Annotated in this window: 14 protein-coding genes and 1 pseudogene; 9 read left to right on the top strand and 6 right to left on the bottom strand. The window is 69.1% G+C overall.

All coding sequences use genetic code 11. The features are described from left to right. The first annotated feature begins 66 nt into the window (after positions 1–66). On the top strand, positions 67–702 hold the full coding sequence (gene upp, locus ACFVT1_RS04090) for a uracil phosphoribosyltransferase (protein ID WP_093900065.1): 636 nt from the start codon (positions 67–69) through the stop codon (positions 700–702). Between the two features lie 134 nt (positions 703–836). Here the strand turns inward: upp and ACFVT1_RS04085 are convergent, their stop codons facing one another. Together ACFVT1_RS04085 and ACFVT1_RS04080 are read right to left on the bottom strand one after the other, a co-directional pair. Continuing rightward, positions 837–1,430: a LytR C-terminal domain-containing protein gene (locus ACFVT1_RS04085; protein WP_389793329.1), complete on the bottom strand. Its 594-nt coding sequence runs from the start codon at positions 1,428–1,430 to the stop codon at positions 837–839. Positions 1,431–1,666: 236 nt separating this feature from the next. Continuing rightward, positions 1,667–1,963, bottom strand: a complete 297-nt coding sequence (locus ACFVT1_RS04080) for a type II toxin-antitoxin system VapB family antitoxin (RefSeq protein WP_072488263.1) — start codon at positions 1,961–1,963, stop codon at positions 1,667–1,669. A 103-nt stretch (positions 1,964–2,066) separates the two neighbouring features. On the opposite strand from ACFVT1_RS04080, the gene ACFVT1_RS04075 reads away from it, so the two are divergent. Continuing rightward, on the top strand, positions 2,067–2,366 hold the full coding sequence (locus ACFVT1_RS04075; protein WP_389793373.1) for a hypothetical protein: 300 nt from the start codon (positions 2,067–2,069) through the stop codon (positions 2,364–2,366). A 173-nt stretch (positions 2,367–2,539) separates the two neighbouring features. Here the strand turns inward: ACFVT1_RS04075 and ACFVT1_RS04070 are convergent, their stop codons facing one another. Next, positions 2,540–3,157, bottom strand: a complete 618-nt coding sequence (locus tag ACFVT1_RS04070; protein ID WP_389792362.1) for an HhH-GPD-type base excision DNA repair protein — start codon at positions 3,155–3,157, stop codon at positions 2,540–2,542. Positions 3,158–3,475: 318 nt separating this feature from the next. Between ACFVT1_RS04070 and ACFVT1_RS04065 the strand changes: the two genes are divergently transcribed. Continuing rightward, entirely contained in the window at positions 3,476–4,447 is a 972-nt protein-coding gene (locus ACFVT1_RS04065) for a DUF4157 domain-containing protein (protein ID WP_389792360.1), read from the top strand. A gap of 7 nt (positions 4,448–4,454) precedes the next feature. On the opposite strand, the gene ACFVT1_RS04060 is transcribed toward ACFVT1_RS04065, so the two are convergent. Then, positions 4,455–5,789 carry a hypothetical protein gene (locus ACFVT1_RS04060; RefSeq protein WP_389792358.1) on the bottom strand — a complete coding sequence of 445 codons (1,335 nt, stop codon included), beginning with the start codon at positions 5,787–5,789 and terminating at the stop codon, positions 4,455–4,457. A 211-nt stretch (positions 5,790–6,000) separates the two neighbouring features. On the opposite strand from ACFVT1_RS04060, the gene ACFVT1_RS04055 reads away from it, so the two are divergent. From ACFVT1_RS04055 to ACFVT1_RS04030, 6 genes and pseudogenes are all read left to right on the top strand, one after another. Next, a complete protein-coding gene (locus tag ACFVT1_RS04055) occupies positions 6,001–6,627 on the top strand; it encodes a response regulator transcription factor (protein ID WP_389792356.1) in 627 nt (208 codons plus the stop codon). 348 nt (positions 6,628–6,975) lie between these two features. Further along, positions 6,976–8,973, top strand: a complete 1,998-nt coding sequence (locus ACFVT1_RS04050) for an HYR domain-containing protein (protein ID WP_389792354.1) — start codon at positions 6,976–6,978, stop codon at positions 8,971–8,973. 28 nt (positions 8,974–9,001) lie between these two features. Further along, positions 9,002–9,655: pseudogene (locus tag ACFVT1_RS04045) on the top strand (DUF4255 domain-containing protein); the annotation flags it as partial. Between the two features lie 302 nt (positions 9,656–9,957). Continuing rightward, positions 9,958–12,003 (top strand): ATP-binding protein, encoded by a 2,046-nt coding sequence (locus tag ACFVT1_RS04040; RefSeq protein WP_389792352.1) that lies wholly within the window; start codon positions 9,958–9,960, stop codon positions 12,001–12,003. Positions 12,004–12,125: 122 nt separating this feature from the next. Continuing rightward, complete coding sequence (locus ACFVT1_RS04035) at positions 12,126–12,920, top strand: alpha/beta fold hydrolase (RefSeq protein WP_389792349.1); 795 nt, start codon at positions 12,126–12,128, stop codon at positions 12,918–12,920. Next, a complete protein-coding gene (locus ACFVT1_RS04030) occupies positions 12,917–14,203 on the top strand; it encodes a cytochrome P450 (RefSeq protein ID WP_389792348.1) in 1,287 nt (428 codons plus the stop codon). The genes ACFVT1_RS04035 and ACFVT1_RS04030 overlap by 4 nt, the downstream gene beginning before the upstream one ends. A gap of 388 nt (positions 14,204–14,591) precedes the next feature. On the opposite strand, the gene ACFVT1_RS04025 is transcribed toward ACFVT1_RS04030, so the two are convergent. Continuing rightward, positions 14,592–15,239 (bottom strand): hypothetical protein, encoded by a 648-nt coding sequence (locus ACFVT1_RS04025; protein WP_389792346.1) that lies wholly within the window; start codon positions 15,237–15,239, stop codon positions 14,592–14,594. A gap of 22 nt (positions 15,240–15,261) precedes the next feature. Beyond that, positions 15,262–19,434 (bottom strand): hypothetical protein, encoded by a 4,173-nt coding sequence (locus tag ACFVT1_RS04020; RefSeq protein ID WP_389792344.1) that lies wholly within the window; start codon positions 19,432–19,434, stop codon positions 15,262–15,264. Between the last annotated feature and the right edge of the window lie 71 nt (positions 19,435–19,505).

Raw genomic sequence — 19,505 nt, 5'->3', positions numbered from 1 at the left:
CCTTCCCTCCGAACGTGCGGTTGATGCCAGCGCACGGGTGCGGGAGGCCCGGTTACTGTTGAGCCCATGCGGATCCACGTCGTCGACCACCCGCTGGTCGCGCACAAACTCACCACCCTGCGCGACAGGCGCACCGACTCCCCGACCTTCCGGCGGCTCGCCGACGAGCTGGTCACCCTGCTCGCCTACGAGGCCACCCGGGATGTGCGCACCGAACAGGTCGACATCGAGACCCCGGTCACACCGACGACCGGTGTGAAGCTGTCGCACCCGCGCCCCCTGGTCGTGCCGATCCTGCGGGCCGGCCTCGGCATGCTCGACGGCATGGTGCGGCTGCTGCCGACCGCCGAGGTGGGCTTCCTGGGCATGATCCGCGACGAGGAGACGCTCCAGGCGTCCACGTACGCGACACGGATGCCGGAGGACCTCTCGGGCCGCCAGGTGTACGTCCTGGACCCGATGCTGGCCACCGGCGGCACGCTGGTCGCGGCCATTCAGGAACTGATCAAGCGCGGTGCGGACGATGTCACCGCGGTCGTGCTCCTCGCCGCGCCCGAGGGCGTCGAGGTGATGGAGCGCGAGCTGGCGGGCACGCCTGTGACCGTGGTCACGGCTTCGGTCGACGAGCGGCTCAACGAGAACGGTTACATCGTCCCGGGCCTCGGCGACGCGGGCGACCGGATGTACGGCACGGTCGACTAGGGTCTTCCGTTCGGATCAGGCCGGATCAGCCGGATCAGGGTGCGTGCCGTACCCCGCGAGCCCGGCGTGATCCGAACGAGAGGCCCTCGGGCCGAGCGGGTTGTGCTGGGCTGCCGGGACCGACCCGGCAGCCGTCAGCAGGACGGTGCGGGGGCCGGCTTCGCCAGGGCGGCGAGGGCCGCCGCAGCCGACTGGGGCGTGCTGAACGCCTTGAACTTCGTACCGAGAATCAGATCGACGTCCGCCGTCCTGCGGGCGTCGGTCTTCGGAACAGCCCCCTGCAACTGCGTACCGAGGACCGGCAGCGAGTTGTTCGTGGCCGACGGGGCGCCCAGCAGCACCCCCGCACCCGCGACCTTCTTGTCGTACGCGGCCGGGGCGTTCCCCACCTTGCCGATGGTGAAACCGCGCTTCTTCAGCTCGTCGGCGGCCTGCTTGGCGAGGCCGCTGCGCGGTGTCGCGTTGTAGACGTTGACGGTGATCTTCGCGGGCTTCGGCAACGCCTTCACGGGCGCGGACGGATTGCCCGACGGGCAGTCCGTCTTGTGGTCGGCGGCGCCGGCCTTCCGGTTGTTGCCCGTGAAGACGTCGATGAGCTGCAATGCGCCCCATCCGGCCAGGCCGAGGGCGACCACGGACGCGGCGGCGGCGAGGATCAGCCTGCTGCGACGCCGGGGGCGGCTCATGCGCGGGTACTTGTCGCCCGTGATGCGGTACTTTCCGCCCATGCCGGGGGGAGTGAGCATGCTCATGGGCGCAGCGTAGTGCGGCCCGGTGATGATGCCTACTAAATGATCAATGGATCGCACCCGTCCGGGTGCAAAAGCACCCGAACGAACCCGGACAGGGCCCGCAGGGTCTGCGGGTCTCGTACGGGCCCTCGTGCGAGGAATCCGTACGAGGAGCCTGTACGAGAAACCCGTACGGGATCCGCGGGGACCTGCGGGCAACCCGTGAGGCTTCGTCAGCCGAGTTCGAGTACCCGGGCGTGGAGCACCTGGCGCTGCTGGAGCGCGGCGCGGACCGCGCGGTGCAGCCCGTCCTCCAGGTAGAGGTCGCCCTGCCACTTCACGACGTGCGCGAACAGGTCGCCGTAGAACGTCGAGTCCTCGGCGAGGAGGGTCTCCAGGTCCAGATTGCCCTTGGTGGTCACCAGCTGATCGAGGCGAACCGGGCGCGGCGCGACATCCGCCCACTGCCGGGTGCTTTCCCGGCCGTGGTCGGGATAAGGCCGCCCATTTCCGATGCGCTTGAAGATCACACGGAAAGCCTACCGGGCAAGAGCCTCCGGGCGCAGCCATGGGGCGGGACTGCCATGCTGGCAAGAACGCCACAAAAGCGGGCATTTCGGAACAGTGGCCGAGATGAGTGACAGCGACAGCACGGGTGGAGGCGCGGGTCCGGACGCCGGCGGCGGTTCGGACACCGGCGTGGCGCGGGACACCGGCGTGGCGTCGGGTGCGGGTGTGGCACCTGGTGGTGGTGCGGCGGGAAGTTCGGATGTGGCGGCGGGCGGTGGTGGTGCGGCGGGCGGCCGGGTCGCCGAACGGGCCGGGCAGGTGGTGGCGAGCGGGATGTTCCGGTCGCTGGCACGCTCCGTCGGGACGCAGCTGGGGCGGGAGATCTCCCGGTCGCTCTTCGGCACGGCCCGCCGCCGGCGGTAGTTCCCAACGGTGGGCGTGCGGTGGGTGTGCGGTGGGTGTGCGGCGGGCGGGGGTGGCGTTCGGAGGGCGTGCGGCAGCGTTCGGTGGGTGTGTGGCGGTCGAGGGGGCGTGCGTGTAGGCGCGCGTTGGGCCGTGGGCGTAGGGGGCAGGTGCGCGGTGCGGGTGTTCGTCGGCTACTTGTCGGCTACGCGTTTGGCCGCCCTGGCCGCCTGTTTGGCCTGCTGCTTGTATGCGCGCACCTCGGCGAGTGACTCCGGACCGGTGATGTCGGCGACCGACCGGCGCGAGCCCGCCTCGCCGTACGGTCCGGCCGCCTCCCGCCAGCCCGTCGGCCGGACCCCGAACTGCTTGCCCAGCAGAGCCAGGAAGATCTGCGCCTTCTGCGTGCCGAACCCCGGCAGGGCGGTCAGCCGTTTCCGCAGCTCGGCCCCAGTGGGGACGTCGCTCCACACCGCGCTCGCGTCGCCGTCGTACTCCGCCACCAGGTACTGGCACAACTGCTGGACCCGCTTGGCCATGGAGGCGGGATAGCGGTGCAGGGCGGGCTTGGCGGTGAAGAGCTCGACGAAGACCTCCGGGTTGTACGCGGCGATCTCATGCGCGTCCAGGTCGTCTCCGCCCATCCGCACGGCCAGGGTGTACGGGCCGGAGAAGGCCCACTCCATCGGCACCTGTTGGTCCAGCAGCATGCCGACCAGAGCGGCGAGCGGGCTGCGCGCGAGGAGTTCGTCCGCCGCCGGTGCCTGGGCGATTCGCAGGGTGATGTCCGGGTCCTTGTCGGTCTTCGTCATGCCTTCGATCATCCCGACGGCGGCGTGACCCGGCCACTCCGCTGCCCGCCGATGCAGCCGTTTGCTGCCGGATTCCGTTCGGGGAGGGGAGGGAGGCGGGGAGAGGGGGAGAGGAGCGGGGCGGGGGGCAGGACGTGAGGCAGGACCGTATGAGGGGCTGTATGCGGCGGGGCCGTACGAACGGCCCGGGTGCCCGAAGGGGCAGTGCCGGCTGCCCCTGGCCGGCGGGGTCCGGGCTGGACGAGGCAGTGGCCCGTCGTGAAGGTGGAGTGGTGGGGCCATCACGACGCGCCTTCGACCGGGGCGCGGTCAGGGGAGATGACGATGCACGCACAGGAATGGGACCGGGAGCACGACCACGAGCATGACCACGGGCATGGGCATGGCCAGGAGCAGGTGCACGACGAAGCCGCGCACGCCGCAGGGGCGGCCGATGGCCTGCAGGCGGCGGGCACCCCGCACCTCTACCGCGCGGCGGCCACCGGGCGGGCCGATGTGGTCGGGGCCGGCGGCATGAGCGTGCTCCAACGGGCGGTCGGCAACAGCGCCGTGGGGTCGATGCTCCAGAGGCAGGGGGAGGAAGAGCGTTCCCCCGTGCACGACGTGGTCTCGTCCGGCGGCGGGCAGCCCCTGGACACCGATACCCGCACCGATCTGGAGGGGCGGATGGGCGCGGACTTCTCCGACGTGCGCGTCCACACCGGCTCCGCCGCGCACGAGTCGGCGAAGGGCGTGGGCGCCCACGCCTACACGGTCGGCAACAACGTGGTCTTCCAGCGCGACGCCTACGATCCGTCCTCGCCGCAGGGCCGCACCACGCTGGCCCATGAGCTCACCCATGTGATCCAGCAGCGCAACGGCCCGGTGGAGGGGACCGAGGCGCCGGGCGGGATCCGGGTGAGCGATCCGTCCGACCGCTTCGAGCGGGAGGCCGTCGCGAATGCCGACCGGGTGCTGTCGGACCCGGCTCCGGCTCGCGCCTCGGACCCGGATCGTGCCTCGGACCCGGCTCCTGCTGCGGACTCGGCTGCGGGTGGGGTCCCGGCCTCCGATCTGTCGACGGCGACGGCGACGGCGACGGCGACGGCGACGGCGACTACGGCGGCGACGGGCGCGGCCGGCCACGATGAGTCCGCCACCGCGTCGCCCGCCGTTTCCCCCGCCGCGACGCCCGCGGTGCAACGGGCGGCGACGGAGGACGAGGACGAGCAACCCGCCGATGTCCAGGGCTCCTTCGTCCAACGGGCGGAGGAAGGGGCCGAGGAGGAGGAAGAGGCCCCGCCCGCCTGAGCCGGAGTCAGCCCGCGGTGTCCGTCCGCATCGTGCCACCGAGGAACAGCGATTCCGCACACCGCGAAGGCGTCGGCGCGTTCACGGGCTTGCCCACCTTCCGGCAGTCGACGGTCATCGTGACCTTGCCGCCCGCGGGCACCAGGATCGGCGTGACGAAGTGGTAGTCGGAGTCCCGGAAGTTCTCCATCGCGAGGCGGAGCACCGGCGTGTTCCGCCCGGAGGAGACCACGAGCGTGCCCGCGTCGCCCTGCGGGTTCTGGACCACGATGTCCGTCAGCTGGAAGGTGTGCCCGCGGGGTACCTGGAGGGCGGTCGAGGTGTTCGACCCGCCGCCCACCGAGTCCCTGACCTGCACCTGCGCGCTGGTCGGGGCGGCGGCCGCAGCCCCGCCGGACCCGCCGTCGGAGGTGCCGGGGCTCGGTGAGGGGCTCGGCTTCGGCGAGCCGCCGTTCGCCCCCGAGGCGGCGCCGCCGCCCGCATCCGCTCCACCTGTCGAACCGGTGTCAGGAGCCTTGCTCTTGTCGGCGGCGGCGGCGGAGCGGACCGCGTCCGGCGTGATCGCCTCCCGGGCCGCCGACTTCACGGCCGGTCGCAGCAGTGCGTACCAGAGCCCGACCAGCGCGATCAGCAGAACAGCCGCGGTGATGAGCGCCCGGGGGAGCCAGCGCGGCAGGATCGGCTCCTGCTGGTACGAACCGTCCAGGACCACCGGTGCGACCGGGGGCTGACCCTCCGCCACATCCGGTGTGGCGACCACCTGGAAGGGGTGGGTGACCGGCGTACCGCGCCACACGCGCTTCGCCGGCCGGATCCGCAGCTTGCCGAACCCGGCCCGGCCGGGCTCGATCTGCAACGTGTCCGCCGCGAACACCACCCGGGCCCGCTCCGTACCCGACCGGGCCCCCAGCCGCACGGTCGCCGGGCTGTTTCCCCGGTTGTCGACGGCGACTTGATGCCTGCCGCGCCAGGCGCCGTGCGAGCTGCGCGGTACCAGCTCGGCGGTCGTCTCGGTGAAGGGGAGTACGGTCACCCGCCCTTCGGGTACCACCGTGTCGCCCTGCTCGCTGGTGGGTACCACCCGTATCCCGAAGGGGGTCTCCCCTGCGAGTACGGTCGAGTCACGGGGCGGGCGCAGTACCAGGGAGACGGTCTGGGAGTCGCCCGGATACAGGGACAGGCTCGCCGGCTCCACCGCCGACCAGGCGGCACACGCGCCGATCACCTCGAAGCGGTACTCCTCGACGGTGCTGCCGGAGTTGAGGATCCGCAGAGGGAGGGCCGTCTCCTCGCCCGGTGCGGCAGTGACGGACGATTCGTCGAGGCTTGCCGTGAGACTCATACGGCGCACCGTAGGGGCGGTGCCGAACGCCGACATCGGCCGCGAAGGAACACTTCCGGGCAGATTCTGTGCCCGGATCGGCTTTCTTGTTTCCCTGTAGGTATACGCGGGAATCGTTTGACCGCCTCAGGACGAATGAGGCACACGAAAGCAGCCGTGATGGTTGTGTTCAGTGTGATGCCATCGGCTGTTGCCCAGGGGGAGCATTGCCATGGAGCGCACCACTGTCGCATTACGGGCCCAGGATCCGATCTCGCGGGCGGGCGTGGCCAGTCAGTTACGAGCCCGGCCCGAGATCAGCGTGACGGAGTGGGGGGAGGGCGACGCCTCACCTCAGATCGTGATCGTCGTCGTGGACGCGGTCGACGAGGAGGTGCTGACGATGCTGCGCCACATCCAGCGCACCAGCACCTCACGCACCGTCCTCGTCACCACGGACATCGACGAGCAGAAACTGGTGAGCGCCGCGGAGTGCGGTGTCGCCGGTGTGGTCAGGCGCTCCGAGTCGACCCCGGAGCATCTGGTCCAGGTCATCGGGACGGTGGCGCGGGGCGAAGGCCATCTCCCCTCCGACCTGCTGGGAAGACTGCTGGAGGAGGTCGGTCGCCTCCAGGGGCAGGTACTCGGTCCGCGCGGACTGCACTTCACCGGTCTCGCGGCGCGCGAGGTGGATGTGCTGCGCCTGGTCGCGGAGGGGTACGACACCGCGGACATCGCGACGAAGCTGGCCTATTCCGAGCGCACGATCAAGAACGTGCTGCATTCGGTGATGACCCGGCTGCAGCTGCGGAACCGCTCGCACGCGGTGGCGTACGCAATGCGGCAAGGGCTGATCTGAGCGGTCCGGTACGCGCGCGTCCGGGGGTGCGGTGCCTGCCCGAAAGGGCAGTGACGGCTTCCCGGGGGTGTGACTCCCGCACCGCTGCGGGCCGGTCGTACGTACGGGACGGTGGGGCCCGGTACGCCGATCGGCCGAGGGTGGGGGAGGACTTCCGTGCGCTGGTTCCAGCCGTTTCAGCGGGCTGCGCGGTCGCGGCCGGAGCGGTCCGGCCGGCCCTGGTCGGTCCGGCCGGGGTCGGCCCGGTCCCGATCGGCGCGGCCGGGTTCGGTCCGGCTGGGGTCGGCTCGGCCGGCTCGGCCGGGGGCGGCGCGGCCCCGGGCTTCGGCCTCGCGCAGGACCTTCACCGTGCTCCGTGTCCCGGCGTTGGCCCTGCTCCTCGTGGTCTCCGGCATCGCGCCCGGCTCGGCCGTGACCTCAGGGACGCCCACGGCGGCGGTACCCGAACCCTGGGTCACCCCCGCCGAGTTCACCGACACGGTCGATCCCGGTGGTTCCACGGGCGTGGCCAAGCAGGTGCGTACACCCGCGATTCCGCCGAAGCCGGATGTGGTGCTGCTGGTGGACGGTACCGCCAGCATGGCCGACCCGATCAAGAGCGTGCAGGACAACCTGCCCAAGATCACCGACAAGATCCTCGCCGAGCAGCCCGAATCCCGGTTCGCCGTGGCCACGTTCGGCGATCAGGAGGGCGACCCCGACGCCGGTTTCAGCGTGCTTCAGGGGCTGACGGACGACCTCGACGCGGTGCAGAAAGGCGTCGACAAACTCGACACCGCGCTGGGCGGCAAGAGCCGAGGCCCGTCCGAGGACTGGATCAACGGGCTGTGGCAGATCGCGAACGGGGCCGGCGGCCAGACCGTTTTCCGTGACGGGGCGAGTCCGGTCGTCGTGCTGGTCGGCGACGCTTCCAGCCACGCCCCGAGCAACGGCCACAGCATTGACGACACGATCTTCGATCTTCAGGACCGGAGCGTCCGGGTGATCGGTGTCGATGTGGCGAGCAAGATCGGCGACGGCCTGAACGGCAACGGTGACGCCGGTGATCCCGAATACGTCGAGGATCCGCTCACCACCCCCGACCAGGCCACCCGCATCATCAAGGCCACCAACGGCCGGCTGCTGGAGGGGATCGACGGCGACAAGGTCGCAGAGGCGATCGCCGAGGGCTTCAACAACCTTCCCAGCACGGTCGGTTACCGGCTCGACCACTGCGACCCGTCCCTGAGCGTTTCCCTCGATCCCCCCACGCGCGACGTCACCAGCGGCGACACCGCCTTGTTCGCGGAGAACATCGATGTCGCCGCGGACGCGCCGCAGGGCACCACTCTGACCTGCACGGTCCAGTTCCTGCTGGGTACCCGGGTCCCCGGCACGGATGAGATCGGTCCGGCCGCGGCCGCCGATCCGGACTTCCAGGAGCAGATCAGGATCGAGGTGAACGACGTCGACGCGCCCGTCGTCACCGTGGACGATCTGACCGTCTGGGCCAAGGACAAGAAGGGCGCGCGCGTGACGTACGACGCCACCGCCCAGGACTCCACCGACGGCACCCTCCCCGTGACCTGCACCCCGCCCTCCGGCTCGCTCTTCCCGCTCGGCATCACCACGGTGACCTGCTCGGCGACCGACTCGGCGGGCAACACGGGAACGGACACCGCGCAGATCGAGGTCCTCAAGGCTCCGGTGCCGCCCTCGGCGGACGTGGCGATGAAGGTCGACGTCAGCCCGGACCGTACCTACACCGGCCGACCTGCCCGTGCCCGCTTTACCGTCACCAACGCGGGCCCGGACGCGGCGACGGGCGTGGTCATCGGTTCCAGCTGGCCGAAACCGTCCAGCGCGAAGGACCGCAGCCTGCCCGGCCTGACCCGCTGCACGGCGGCCGAACCGTGCACCGTTCCGGCCGGTGGCCGCATCGAGGTGACGCAGACGGCGACGTACCGCGCGGCGGTCACCGGGGACGTACGGGCCACCGTGCGCGGCACCCTGCCCGACCGCCGGAAGGCCAACAACCAGGACACCGACCGGCTGCGCGTTCTGAAGCCCTCGCTGACCGTCACGCCGCAGGTCGCCAAACCGGGCCAGCCGGTGCTGGCCCGGGGCAAGGACTACCCGCCGGGCGCGACCGTACGTTTCACGTGGAACACCGGCATCACCCCCAGGGGAGCGGTCGCCACGGTGGGCCGCGACGGCACCTTCGAGGTGCAGGTCCTGGTCCTGCGCAAGGACAAGCTGGGCCCGCGCGAGCTGAGGGCGGATTCGCGCGACCTCGACCGGCTGAAGAAACCGGTCCTGGTGGTGCAGCGGAACCTCCAGCCACCGGACTTCGCGGGCCGCGCGTGAGCGCCGACGACCGTACGGGAGTGATCGGGTGATCCACGAGGTCGACGACGTACTGCGTGCCCTGATCAGGACGGAGGTGCTCGAAGGCGGCCAGATCGCGGTGGTCTTCGACGCCCCGACCCGGGAGTGGGCGGCGAAGGTCAACGCGCCGATGGTCAACCTCTACCTCTACGACATCCGCGAGGACATGCGCAGGCGCGAGCGGGGTCTGCACAACGAGTACGACGGGCGCGGCACGATCGTCGCGCGCCGCCGCCCGCCCCGGTTCTTCAAGCTGTCGTACCTGATCACGGCATGGACGAAGCGTCCGGAGGACGAGCACCGGCTGCTCTCGTCGCTGCTCGGCTGCCTGCTGCGGTACGAGGCGCTGCCTCCGGAGCGGCTGGCGGGCACGCTGGCCGAGATCGGGGCGGCCGTACCGATGTCGATCGCGCTGCCGCCGCCGGAGGACCGCTCGTTCGCCGACGTGTGGAGCGCGCTGGGCGGTGAGCTGAAACCCTCGCTGGACCTGGTGATCAGCGTGCCGGTGACGGCGTCCCCGAGCTATGTGGTCGGTCCACCGGTGGGGGACGAGGGGTTGCAGGCCCGCTTCGGGGACGTACCGGAGGAGGCCGAGCCGTTGTCGGAACCGATGCCGGGGCGCGGCGGGCTTCCGGTGTACGGAGGCCGTCCGGGCAGGCCCGGCGGTTCTGGTGGTCCTGGTGGTTCCCGTGGTTCTGCTGGTTCCGGTGGTTCCGGTGGTTCTGCTGGTTCCGGTGGTCCTGGCGGGGGCGTCCCCCGTACCCCCGACGGGGAACGGCGGCGCGGCCTGTCGCTCCGTATCACCGAGAACCGGAGGGCCACCGCGACGGACCCCGTGCGGGGCAGCGGGGCGGACCGTACGGAGGAGATGAAGACGGCGACGGCGACGGAGGCGGAGACCGGGAGGGCGACGGAGGCAGAGGCGGAGGCGGAGAGCCGGACGGCGACCGAGGACGGCGCCGGATGACGAGCTCGGGCGACCCGAATCTGCGCCATCTCCTCGCCCGCGCGGTGGCGGTGGAGCACCGCATCCGACAAGCGGTCGAGGTCCGGCAGCGCACGGACCCGGACCCGGACGACGCCTTCCGCGGCCTCTACCTCACGGACGAGAACATCGCCCGTCTGCTGGACCAGGAGGAGGCCCGCGCCTTCCCGTCCCCGGTGCCGCCCTCTGCCGCGGACGGCGACGGGATGCCGACGGGGCCCGCCAGACTCACCTCCCTGGCAGGGGAGTTCGGCCTCACCGCCCTCGACATCGAGATCCTCCTCATCACGCTCGTCCCGGATCTCGACGACCGCTTCGAGGCGTTCTACGGCTACCTGAACGACGACGTCACCCGCCGTCGCCCGTCCATCGGCCTGGTCCTGGGCCTCTGCGGCCTGTCCCCCGCCGACGAGGCGGCGCGCGGCCGGCTGTCGGCCCTCGCCCCGCTCCGTGAGGGCCGCCTCCTCCTGGTCGAGGACCTGGACCGCCCGTTCCTGAGCCGTGCGCTCCGCGTCCCCGACCGGGTCACGGCGCACCTCCTGGGCGGCGACACCCCCGACCCGCGCCTGGCGGATCTCCTCGCCCCCTGGCACCCCGTACCGGGCGTCGGCGATCCGGCCCCGCTGGCCGCCGCCCTCGCCCGGGGCGTCCCGCTCGCCTACCTCCGGGAGGACCAGGGCGGCGCGGGCACGGCCCTCGCGGCCTCCGCGCTGACCCACGCGGGCCACCGGGTCCTGGGCCTGGACCTGGCACGACTGGCCGAAGACCCGTCACCCGCCGAGGCCGTCCGCTCTCTGGTCCGCGAGGCCCGGCTGACCGGCGCCGGTCTGGTCTGCGCCCCGCTCGACGCCGTCTCCCGCGAACACCCGGGACTCCTCCGGCTGCTCGCCTCCACCCCGGTCCCCACGGTCCTGGTCGGCCGGGCCCCCTGGGACGCGGCCTGGTCCACCGCCCCGCCCCTCCTCCTGTATGCCCCACGCGTGGAACCCGCGACCCGGGCCGCCCTCTGGACCGACGCGTACGACGCCCCGCTCCCCGAAACCATCGACGTGGACCGCCTGCTCTCGCCGTTCCTCCTCACCCCGGAACAGATCACCCGCGCCGCCCGGAGCGCCGCCCAGACCACCCATCTGGACGGCGGCATCCTCACCCCCGACCACGTGCGCCGGGGCGCCCGCGCCCAGAACGCGGCGGGCCTGGACCGGCTGGCCCGCCGCATCGAACCCACCGTCGGCTGGAACGACCTGGTCCTCCCCCCGGGCACCCACGCCCAACTCCGCGAACTGACCGCCCGCGCGCGCCATCGCGACCGGGTCCTGGGGGAGTGGGGCATGCGCCCCGGTGGCGGCAGGGGCCGCGGCGTGTCGGCCCTCTTCGCCGGCGACTCCGGCACCGGCAAGACGATGTCCGCCGAGGTCATTGCCGCAGACCTGGGCCTGGACCTCTACACGGTCGACCTGGCGACGGTGATCGACAAGTACGTGGGCGAGACGGAGAAGAACCTGGAGCGGATCTTCTCCGAAGCGGCGGGCGTGAACGGCGTCCTCCTCTTCGACGAGGCGGACGCGATCTTCGGCAAGCGCTCGGACGTGAAGGACGCCCACGACCGCTACGCGAACGTCGAGAGCGCGTACCTCCTCCAGCGCATGGAGTCCTTCGACGGCCTGGCCATCCTCGCCACCAACCTCCGGGCCAACCTGGACGACGCCTTCACCCGCCGCCTGGACCTGGTCGTCGACTTCCCGGTCCCGGACCCCGAACAGCGCCTCCTGCTGTGGGAACGCTGTCTGGGCCCGGTACTTCCCCGGGGCAGGGACCTGGACCTCCCCTTCTGCGCGGAGAACTTCGAGCTGGCGGGCGGCAACATCCGCTCGATCGCGGTGACGGCCGCGTACCTGGCGGCGGACACGGGCGGGCCGGTGACGATGCCGACGCTGATCCACGCGATCCAGCGCGAGTACCAGAAACTGGGCCGCCTGACGCTGGCGTCGGAGTTCGGCCCGTACCTGGGGCTGCTGGCGTGAGGCCGCCGGCCGGAGACCGCGAGCCCTGCGTGGGCCCTTGCGCGGACCCGGCGTTGCCGCCACCGTGGTCGGGGCCGGGCCGGTGACCGACCGGTCCGCTCCGTACGGTGACGGGAGTCGGCGTGACCGCATTGCCTGTTCTGCCCCACGAACTGCACGGCGACGGCCCGCACAAGGTGATCGCGGTGCACGGCTGGCTGGCCGACCGGTCCGCGTACGGTCCGGTGCTGCCGGATCTCGACCTCGGCTCGTTCCAGTACGCGGTGGTCGATCTACGGGGATACGGCGAGGCCAGGGATGCGAGCGGTACGTACACGACGGCTGAGGGCGCCGCGGACGTGATCGCGCTGGCCGACCGGCTCGGCTGGGAGCGGTTCTCGCTGATCGGCCACTCGATGGGCGGCTCCGTCGCGCAGCGGACGCTGGCCGCCGCGCCGCAACGGGTGCGCAGGATCGTCGGGGTGTCGCCCGTCCCCGCGTCCGGCCTGCCCCTCCCGCCCGACCAGTGGGAACTCTTCTCCGGGGCGGCACACACCCCGCAGAACCGGCGGACCATCCTCGACATCACCACGGGCGGCCGACGCCCCGCGGGCTGGCTGGACCGCATGGTGCGCCGCTCGTTCGAACGCAGCGACGCGACGGCGTTCCGTGCCTGGCTGGACTCCTGGGCGGGCGAGGACTTCCACGACCGGATCGACGGTTCGCCCGTGCCGGCCCTGGCCGTGGTGGGCGCGCTGGACCCGGCGCTGTCGGCCGAGGTGCAGCGCGCCACCTGGATGCGGTGGTTCCGGCGGGCCGAACTGGTGGAGCTGCCCTCCTGCGGCCACTACGCGATGGACGAGGCCCCGCTCGACCTGATCCGCGTGATGGAGGACTTCCTGCGGGCCGATACGGAGGACGGCGAGGCGAAGGCATGAGCGGGTCCGCCCCCGAAGCGCCGGAGCAGACACCCGTACCGGACGTCTTCGATCCCGGGCAGTACGGGCGGGGCATCCCCCACGACCGCTACCGCCACCTGCGCGACCATCACCCCGTGGCGTGGCAGGAGGAGCCGGAGGTGCTGGGCTGGCCGGCGGGCCCCGGCTTCTGGGCGGTCACCCGGCACGAGGACGCCGTCCGGGTCCTGAAGGACTCGTCGGCGTACTCCTCGTACCTCGGCGCCACCCAGATCCGCGACCCCGACCCCGCCGACCTGCCGTTCATCCGCCGCATGATGCTCAACCAGGACCCGCCGCACCACCGACGCCTGCGCGTACTCGTCAGCCGCGCCTTCACCCCGAAGCGCATCGACCGGTTCGGGACGGTCGTCCGTGAACGCGCCCGCTCCCTGCTCACCGCGGCGGTCACCGAGGCGCGGGCCGGCGACGGCACCTGCGATCTCGTCACTCAGGTCACGGACGACTACGCCCTGCTCAACCTCACCGACCTGCTGGGCGTGCCGGACAGCGACCGCGGACTCCTCCTGCACTGGACCCGGCGCGTCATCGGCTACCAGGACCCCGACGAGGCCGGAACGCCGCAACTCGGCCCGGACGGCAAACCGGTCAACCCCCGCTCCCCGGCCTCACTGCGCGACATGTTCGACTACGCGCACGCCCTGGCGGCCCACAAGCGCCGGCACCCCGCCGACGACGTCATGACGGCCCTGGCCACGGACCCCGAACTGACCGCGCCCGAACTGGAGATGTTCTTCTTCCTGCTGGTGGTCGCGGGCAACGACACGGTACGCAGCGCTGCCCCCGGCGGCCTGCACCTCCTGGCCGAGAACCCCGAGGCGTACGGCCGCCTGCGCAACGGCGAGGTGGAGTTCGCGTCGGCCGTGGACGAACTCCTCCGCCGCCACCCCCCGGTCCTGACCTTCCGCCGCACGGCCCGCGAGGACACGGTGCTGGCGGGCACCCGTATCCGCGCCGGCGACAAGGTGGTCGTCTTCCACGCCTCCGCCAACCACGACGAACGCGTCTTCCCCGAGCCGTTCACCCTGGATCTCTCCCGCACCCCCAACCCCCACATCTCCTTCGGCGACGGCCCCCACGTCTGCCTGGGCGCGCACTTCGCCCGCCTGCAACTACGGGCCCTGTACGAGGAGACGTGCCGCGCCCTCCCGACCCCCCTCGAACGCGCGGCCCCACCGCGCCGCCTGGTCTCGAACTTCATCAACGGGCTGAAGTCGTTGCCGGTGCGGGTGGCCGACGCATGAAGCGACCTGCCCGGTCGGCTTCTCAGCGTCATGTCCATACGCTTGAGCGGAGGCGAACAGAACACCCCGGATGGGCGTGGGCATCGGAGAGTGCCTTGCCGGGGCCAGGACCAGCCGCCGTTCAACTGGACGTTGCCCGCATCGACATCCTGGCAGTGGCACCGGTGCTTCGTGACATCTCCCGTTCCGGACGGGTGGTGCATCAACAGGAAAGTCAGATGGTGGTGCAGTTGGAGATGAGCCGACCGCGCGCGGGCCGAGGTTCATGGTTGTGGGCGGGTGCCGGAGTGGCGTCACCTCACACGCGGTGTATGCCGCACTGCCGTGCCTACAGGAGGGCGTCGCGCCTCGACTGCTTCAAGGGCATCCGGTACAGAGCCCGCCATCCTCAGATCGATTCGGAGAACAAGTCCCGGATTCCGTGAGGGTCGAACGAAAGCATCCTTCGGAGCTCATCAGGAGAGATCACCGGATGATTCACTTCGGGTGTCTCTGTGTGCTTGAGTCCGGGCCGGCAGAGGCGATACCCGTTTCTGCTCTCATAGTAGGAGAAGGAGAGGCCGGACTCTCGCATGTCCGTCATCAGCTCCCATTCGAGCACGCTGGGGAAAGACACATCGCATCCGCTTCTCACCAACTCTGGGATTGTCCTTCGGTATGACTCCTTGGACAGGGCGGTGCCTTCCAGTCGTACCTCGACGAGTCCCGGGCAACGAAGGAGAGGTGAGATATCAAGCAGTTCAGAGCGTTCGGCGAGAACGGTATGGACGTTGAGGTTGGCGAGCCCTTCGATGCTACCGATCGTCGAGTCCGATGCGGCAAGGGTGCCCAGTCCGTGAAGGTTGGCCACCTCATTGAGGGAATCCAGCTCGCAACCGGCCAGAACGAGAATTCTGAGATTCTCGCATGCGTCGATTCCGGTGAGTCCGTGCGCATGGTTGACAGTCAGTATGTCAAGACCGAGGAGCGCGACAGGATCCGCCTCCCGTTCCCCCACCTTAGCGCGAATTGCTTCTCGAACGGCCGGATCCAACATTCAACCAACCCTCCATCGCATTTTATTTCAATTGCTGTGCGGCAAAGTTGAAATTGTCGAGGACTCGCAAATAGTTCTCGCGCTGCAATTCCGCCAGCCGGCTGACGGTCAGGCCGGTGACCTCCTCGACCGTGACATTGGAAGTCGTGTTCTGGTCTCCGACCTTCACAGTCTTCTTCTTGTAGGTTCCCGCGATCGGCAAATTACGCACCGACGCGGGTAGGTCTGAGTCGAGTTGTCCGTTCCACATTATGTTGCCATTTTTGAGAAGCTCGCGAAGATGTCGCAAGAATCCCTGCGGGGTTGCCCCCTCTACTCCCTCTGTATCCAAATACTGCTCGAATATTCCTCGGAGACCCCCAGGAGCTATCCTGGATTCTGGATCAGGTATATCGTTCCTTTTGTCTGGGTCGCCATGGTAGAACGGATCGGCCGTGGCGCTGTAGGTGTTCTCAGAGAATGCGCCCGTATGGGTGTGTAGGATATCGCTCGACACTTCTGTCGTATTTTTATGCACTTTGAGATCCCATATCACGTCGCAGGTGAACGACCTCAGGGAGCTCTGAAGGGTTACCCATCCCTCGGCATTTTTGAGCCCGTGAGAACTTCTTGCTGCTATTGCGGTCTCTAAAATTCGGCCAATGTAGTTGGATGGAATCCATTCGTGTCTGCCGGGTGCCACCTCGCGGAACCTGTCCTTTACCCAGTCGGCGTTTACTCCTACCGCCCATAATTTGAAGAATTCTGCGGATGTTATGCCTCCGACCTCACCGTTGGGCGCCACCATTCGCTTGAGGAAGTTGACGATCGGCTTATCTGGACCGATTCCCCTCGACTTCTCTACTGCATCCTTCAGAGTGGTATCTGCCTTGGGGTGCGCGCCCGGCAGCCCTGTGAACGTTCCGAGATCGCCGGCGCGTAGATCGAAACCGATCCCCGGTAATTCGTTCACGAGAGATTCGTCGCCCTCTTCATTGGCGAGCGATCGTATTCTTTCCGCACCTTTCGGCCCCTTTATATGGGCCAGTGCCGCCTGTCCCAGTAGGCTATTGAACTCATTTCGGACGCTGTGTGGAGGGTCGGGTTTTGTGTTGACCAGGGAGTGCTCTCGGAATATTTCCGTGTCAGCCAGTTTTTTCTTGTCACGGGGCTGTGCGAAATAACTGATGAGCATTCTTCTTGTCTGGGGCTTATTCAGTGCCCCGAGAGCTTCTTTCTCCGTACCCTTCAAGTCGGCGGACGTCCAGATGGAGACCCCGCCGACCTTTGCCCGCTCCAGCTGTTTTCCCCATACCTTGTGGATTTGTTTCACTCGCTCGGGACCGTAAGCGGCGAGGACGGATTTCATGCTTTCCACTACCGTCCGCAGCGTGGGGGCTTTTGTCGGGCCGCCGCCCCTGGGATTCACGGCGGCTTCGACCCGCCATGCGGAGCCGCCGTCCACGGCTCTCACCTCGGTCAGGGAATAGCGAGATTTTATTTTGCTCAGCTTTTCCCGGACCTCAGTCTCGGGAAGCAGCCTGCCTTCGTAGGAGTTCAGAACCCTGATGGCGTCTCTGACTCCCTTGTCGAGCCTGCTCCTCTTTTTGGACGGGCTGTCGTTCTTTTTCTCTGGATTCTTGCCCTTGTTTTTTCCGGGCTTGAGCTTCGCCCAAATGGCTCTACCTTTTTTGATGATGAAGTTGACGATCTTGTCGATGGCCCTGTTCACGGGTTTGGCGACGGCGTGGAAGACGGATTTGACCTTGCCGGCGAGGTTGCCGATGCCGAGGAGGGAGGCGAGGAAGCCGATGAGGAGGGGGACGCTGGCGGCGAGGGCTGCCTCGACCATCTTGGGGACGCCTGCCGAACCCCCGTTGGCGATGGCGATCACCGCGTCCAGGACCGCGTTGACGAACTCCACTATCTGGGCGCCCTGGTTCACGATGAACGTGACGATGTCGATGATTCCCTTGACCGCGCGGACGAATGCGGAGGCGGGGTTGAGGAGGGAGATGATCCAGGTGATTCCCGCGATGACGACCGTGGGGATCAGGTAACTGGTGAGTTTTTGGAGGATGGTGGCCTTGAGGTCGCCGGCCTCGGACTCGATTTCTTTTACGGCGCCTGCGGGGCCTTCGGCGGCGAGTTTCTTCGCGACCGGGACGGACTGTTCGACGGCGGTCAGGGCCTGGTCGGGGATGCCCTTGCGGGTGATGCGGGCACGGATGTTGGCCCAGGTCAGGCCGAGAAGGGAGCCGATGAGCTGGATGATGCCCTTGAGGTCGAACTTCTGGGGGAGTTCGAGGCCGGCCTTGACCGCCGTGCCGAGCAGCCAGGAGACGACGCCTGTTTTGAGGTGCTCGGCGACGTTGGTGATGAAGAGGTTCAGGCCCGCGCCGACGGCTCGTACGAGATTGCCGAGGAACCCGATCGGGTCCTTGATGATCTTCATGATGGCCGAGGCGGCTTTGGCGAGGATGCCGAGCAGGAGGTTCTTCAGCTCGTTGATCGTCTTGATGACGCCGACGATGGCGTCCTTCGCCTTGTCGATCAGACCCTTGTTGGCCTCCTGGAGCTTCTTGATCTCCTCGTCGACCTTGTTGAGGGCGGCGGTGTATTTCTGGGCGAGGTCCTGGACGAGTTGTTCGGACTTCTCGTTGACGGTGGATTCGAGGTCGTCGAACTTTCCCGCGAAGTCCTTGGCCGCGTCCTGGCCGAACTGGCGGAGGTCGGCGGGGAGTTTGTCGACCTCGGCCTTCAGCTCGGTGCGGCCTTTCGCGATGCGGGTCTTGGCCCTGCCGAGTTCGGTGCCGATGATGTCGGCGACCGAGGAGATGACGGTCTGCATCTTGGCGACGTAGAGCTTGCGGGCCTCCTGGAAGAGGCCGTTGGCCTCCTCCGGCATGCCCATGAGCTTGTCCTTGGCCCACTTCGCCGGGCCGAGCATGCCTGAGTAGCGTTTGTCCTTGTACTTCTTCATCCGGCGTTTGTGGTCGGCGGTGAACGCGTCGCGGGCGGCCTTCTCGCCCTGCGTGAACGCGGTGTCGACCTTCTTGTCCAGGCCGGAGAGGGTCTCCTCGACGTCCTTCTTCGTGCCGTCGTAGACCTTCTGGAGTTTCGCGGTGACCTCGGCCCGCCGTTTCTCGTCCTTGGACTTCGTCTCGCCCTTTCCGCTGTCGACGTGCTTGCCGGCCGAGGCGCGGGTGGCGGTCAGCGCGTTCATGGCCTGGGCGCCGGAGGCCGCGGCGCCCGCCTTCGCGGTGGTGAGGTGCTGGTTCTCGGCCGCTTTGCCCTGGGCGGGGGCCTTCGCGGAGTCCTTTTCCGCTGTCTTCTTCGCGGAGAGCGCTTGGTCGAACTCGGGTTCGTTTCCCTTGGCGAGCTGGTCCTCGGTGACCTCGGCGGACGCCATGGCCTTGTTGTTCTCTGCGGGGCCCTGGGAGAAGTCGGTGACGGAGTCGGGCTGCTTGGGCGGGACGGCGTCCTGTGCGGACGGAGCGCCGGGGTTGGCGGGCGGCTGGTCCGGGGTCATCGGGGTGACCGGTTTGTCCTTGGCCGCCGCGGTGTCGGGCGGGGCCTTGGTCGCGGTGTCGATGTCCTTGGCGGACTTTTCCTTGCCGTCGGTGACCTTCCCGTCGACCTCGTCCTTGATCTTGTCGGCCTTGCCGGACGTGGAGAACTTGTCGGCCTGGTCGAGGTTCTTGGGGGCCTGGGCGTCGATCGCCTTGTTCACGGCGTCGATGAAGGCCTGCTTGTTGAACTCACCGGGTTTGGCCGCGTTCATTTTTTCCGCGTTGGCGGCCTTGCCCTGGGCTTCCTTGTCGTCGGGGGGTGCGACGGCGGCGTCCTGGGCGGATTTCGATTCGGCGGTGGCCGGAGCGTGGACGGCGATCCTGGTTCGTTTCGCCGCGACGTCGGCCTTGACCCTGCGGAAGCCGGGGGCCTGGGCGGGGGACGGTTTGACGGGGGCGGTGTAGCGCTGGGCGACCAGGCGGGAGACGGCGCTGTTGCCGGCCGCGCGTTGCAGGCGCTGCAGGCTGCGGAGGTCGGGGGCGGGGCGGTCTCCGGACGGGCGGGTATCGCCGGGGTGGTGAGGTGGGGGTGATTGCGAACGTGACACTTCGGGCACGAGTGTCACGTTGTCGCGATGAGGGGTACCTCCACGGCCGGATTCCGACGCGGACGCGATGGGGTCCTTCTCCGGAACCGCCTTCATCCGCCCTCCCGGCCCGCCCCGTCCCCGGGCAGTCGGCACTCGATACGCATGGCCCTGCCGCCGCCCCAGAA

Origin of the sequence: Streptomyces sp. NPDC057963, from assembly GCF_042887155.1 — a bacterium.
Lineage (GTDB): Bacteria > Actinomycetota > Actinomycetes > Streptomycetales > Streptomycetaceae > Streptomyces.
The sequence above is the reverse complement of the archived record's forward strand: the minus strand, read 5'-3'. Positions and strand labels throughout refer to the sequence as shown.

What these genes read in the sequence shown, in the direction of transcription:
- upp (WP_093900065.1), top strand. Translation starts at nt 67, where the DNA reads ATGCGGATCCACGTCGTCGACCACCCGCTGGTCGCGCACAAACTCACC.
- ACFVT1_RS04085 (WP_389793329.1), bottom strand. Translation starts at nt 1,430, where the DNA reads ATGGGCGGAAAGTACCGCATCACGGGCGACAAGTACCCGCGCATGAGC.
- ACFVT1_RS04075 (WP_389793373.1), top strand. Translation starts at nt 2,067, where the DNA reads ATGAGTGACAGCGACAGCACGGGTGGAGGCGCGGGTCCGGACGCCGGC.
- ACFVT1_RS04070 (WP_389792362.1), bottom strand. Translation starts at nt 3,157, where the DNA reads ATGACGAAGACCGACAAGGACCCGGACATCACCCTGCGAATCGCCCAG.
- ACFVT1_RS04065 (WP_389792360.1), top strand. Translation starts at nt 3,476, where the DNA reads ATGACGATGCACGCACAGGAATGGGACCGGGAGCACGACCACGAGCAT.
- ACFVT1_RS04060 (WP_389792358.1), bottom strand. Translation starts at nt 5,789, where the DNA reads ATGAGTCTCACGGCAAGCCTCGACGAATCGTCCGTCACTGCCGCACCG.
- ACFVT1_RS04055 (WP_389792356.1), top strand. Translation starts at nt 6,001, where the DNA reads ATGGAGCGCACCACTGTCGCATTACGGGCCCAGGATCCGATCTCGCGG.
- ACFVT1_RS04040 (WP_389792352.1), top strand. Translation starts at nt 9,958, where the DNA reads ATGACGAGCTCGGGCGACCCGAATCTGCGCCATCTCCTCGCCCGCGCG.
- ACFVT1_RS04030 (WP_389792348.1), top strand. Translation starts at nt 12,917, where the DNA reads ATGAGCGGGTCCGCCCCCGAAGCGCCGGAGCAGACACCCGTACCGGAC.
- ACFVT1_RS04025 (WP_389792346.1), bottom strand. Translation starts at nt 15,239, where the DNA reads ATGTTGGATCCGGCCGTTCGAGAAGCAATTCGCGCTAAGGTGGGGGAA.
- ACFVT1_RS04020 (WP_389792344.1), bottom strand. Translation starts at nt 19,434, where the DNA reads ATGAAGGCGGTTCCGGAGAAGGACCCCATCGCGTCCGCGTCGGAATCC.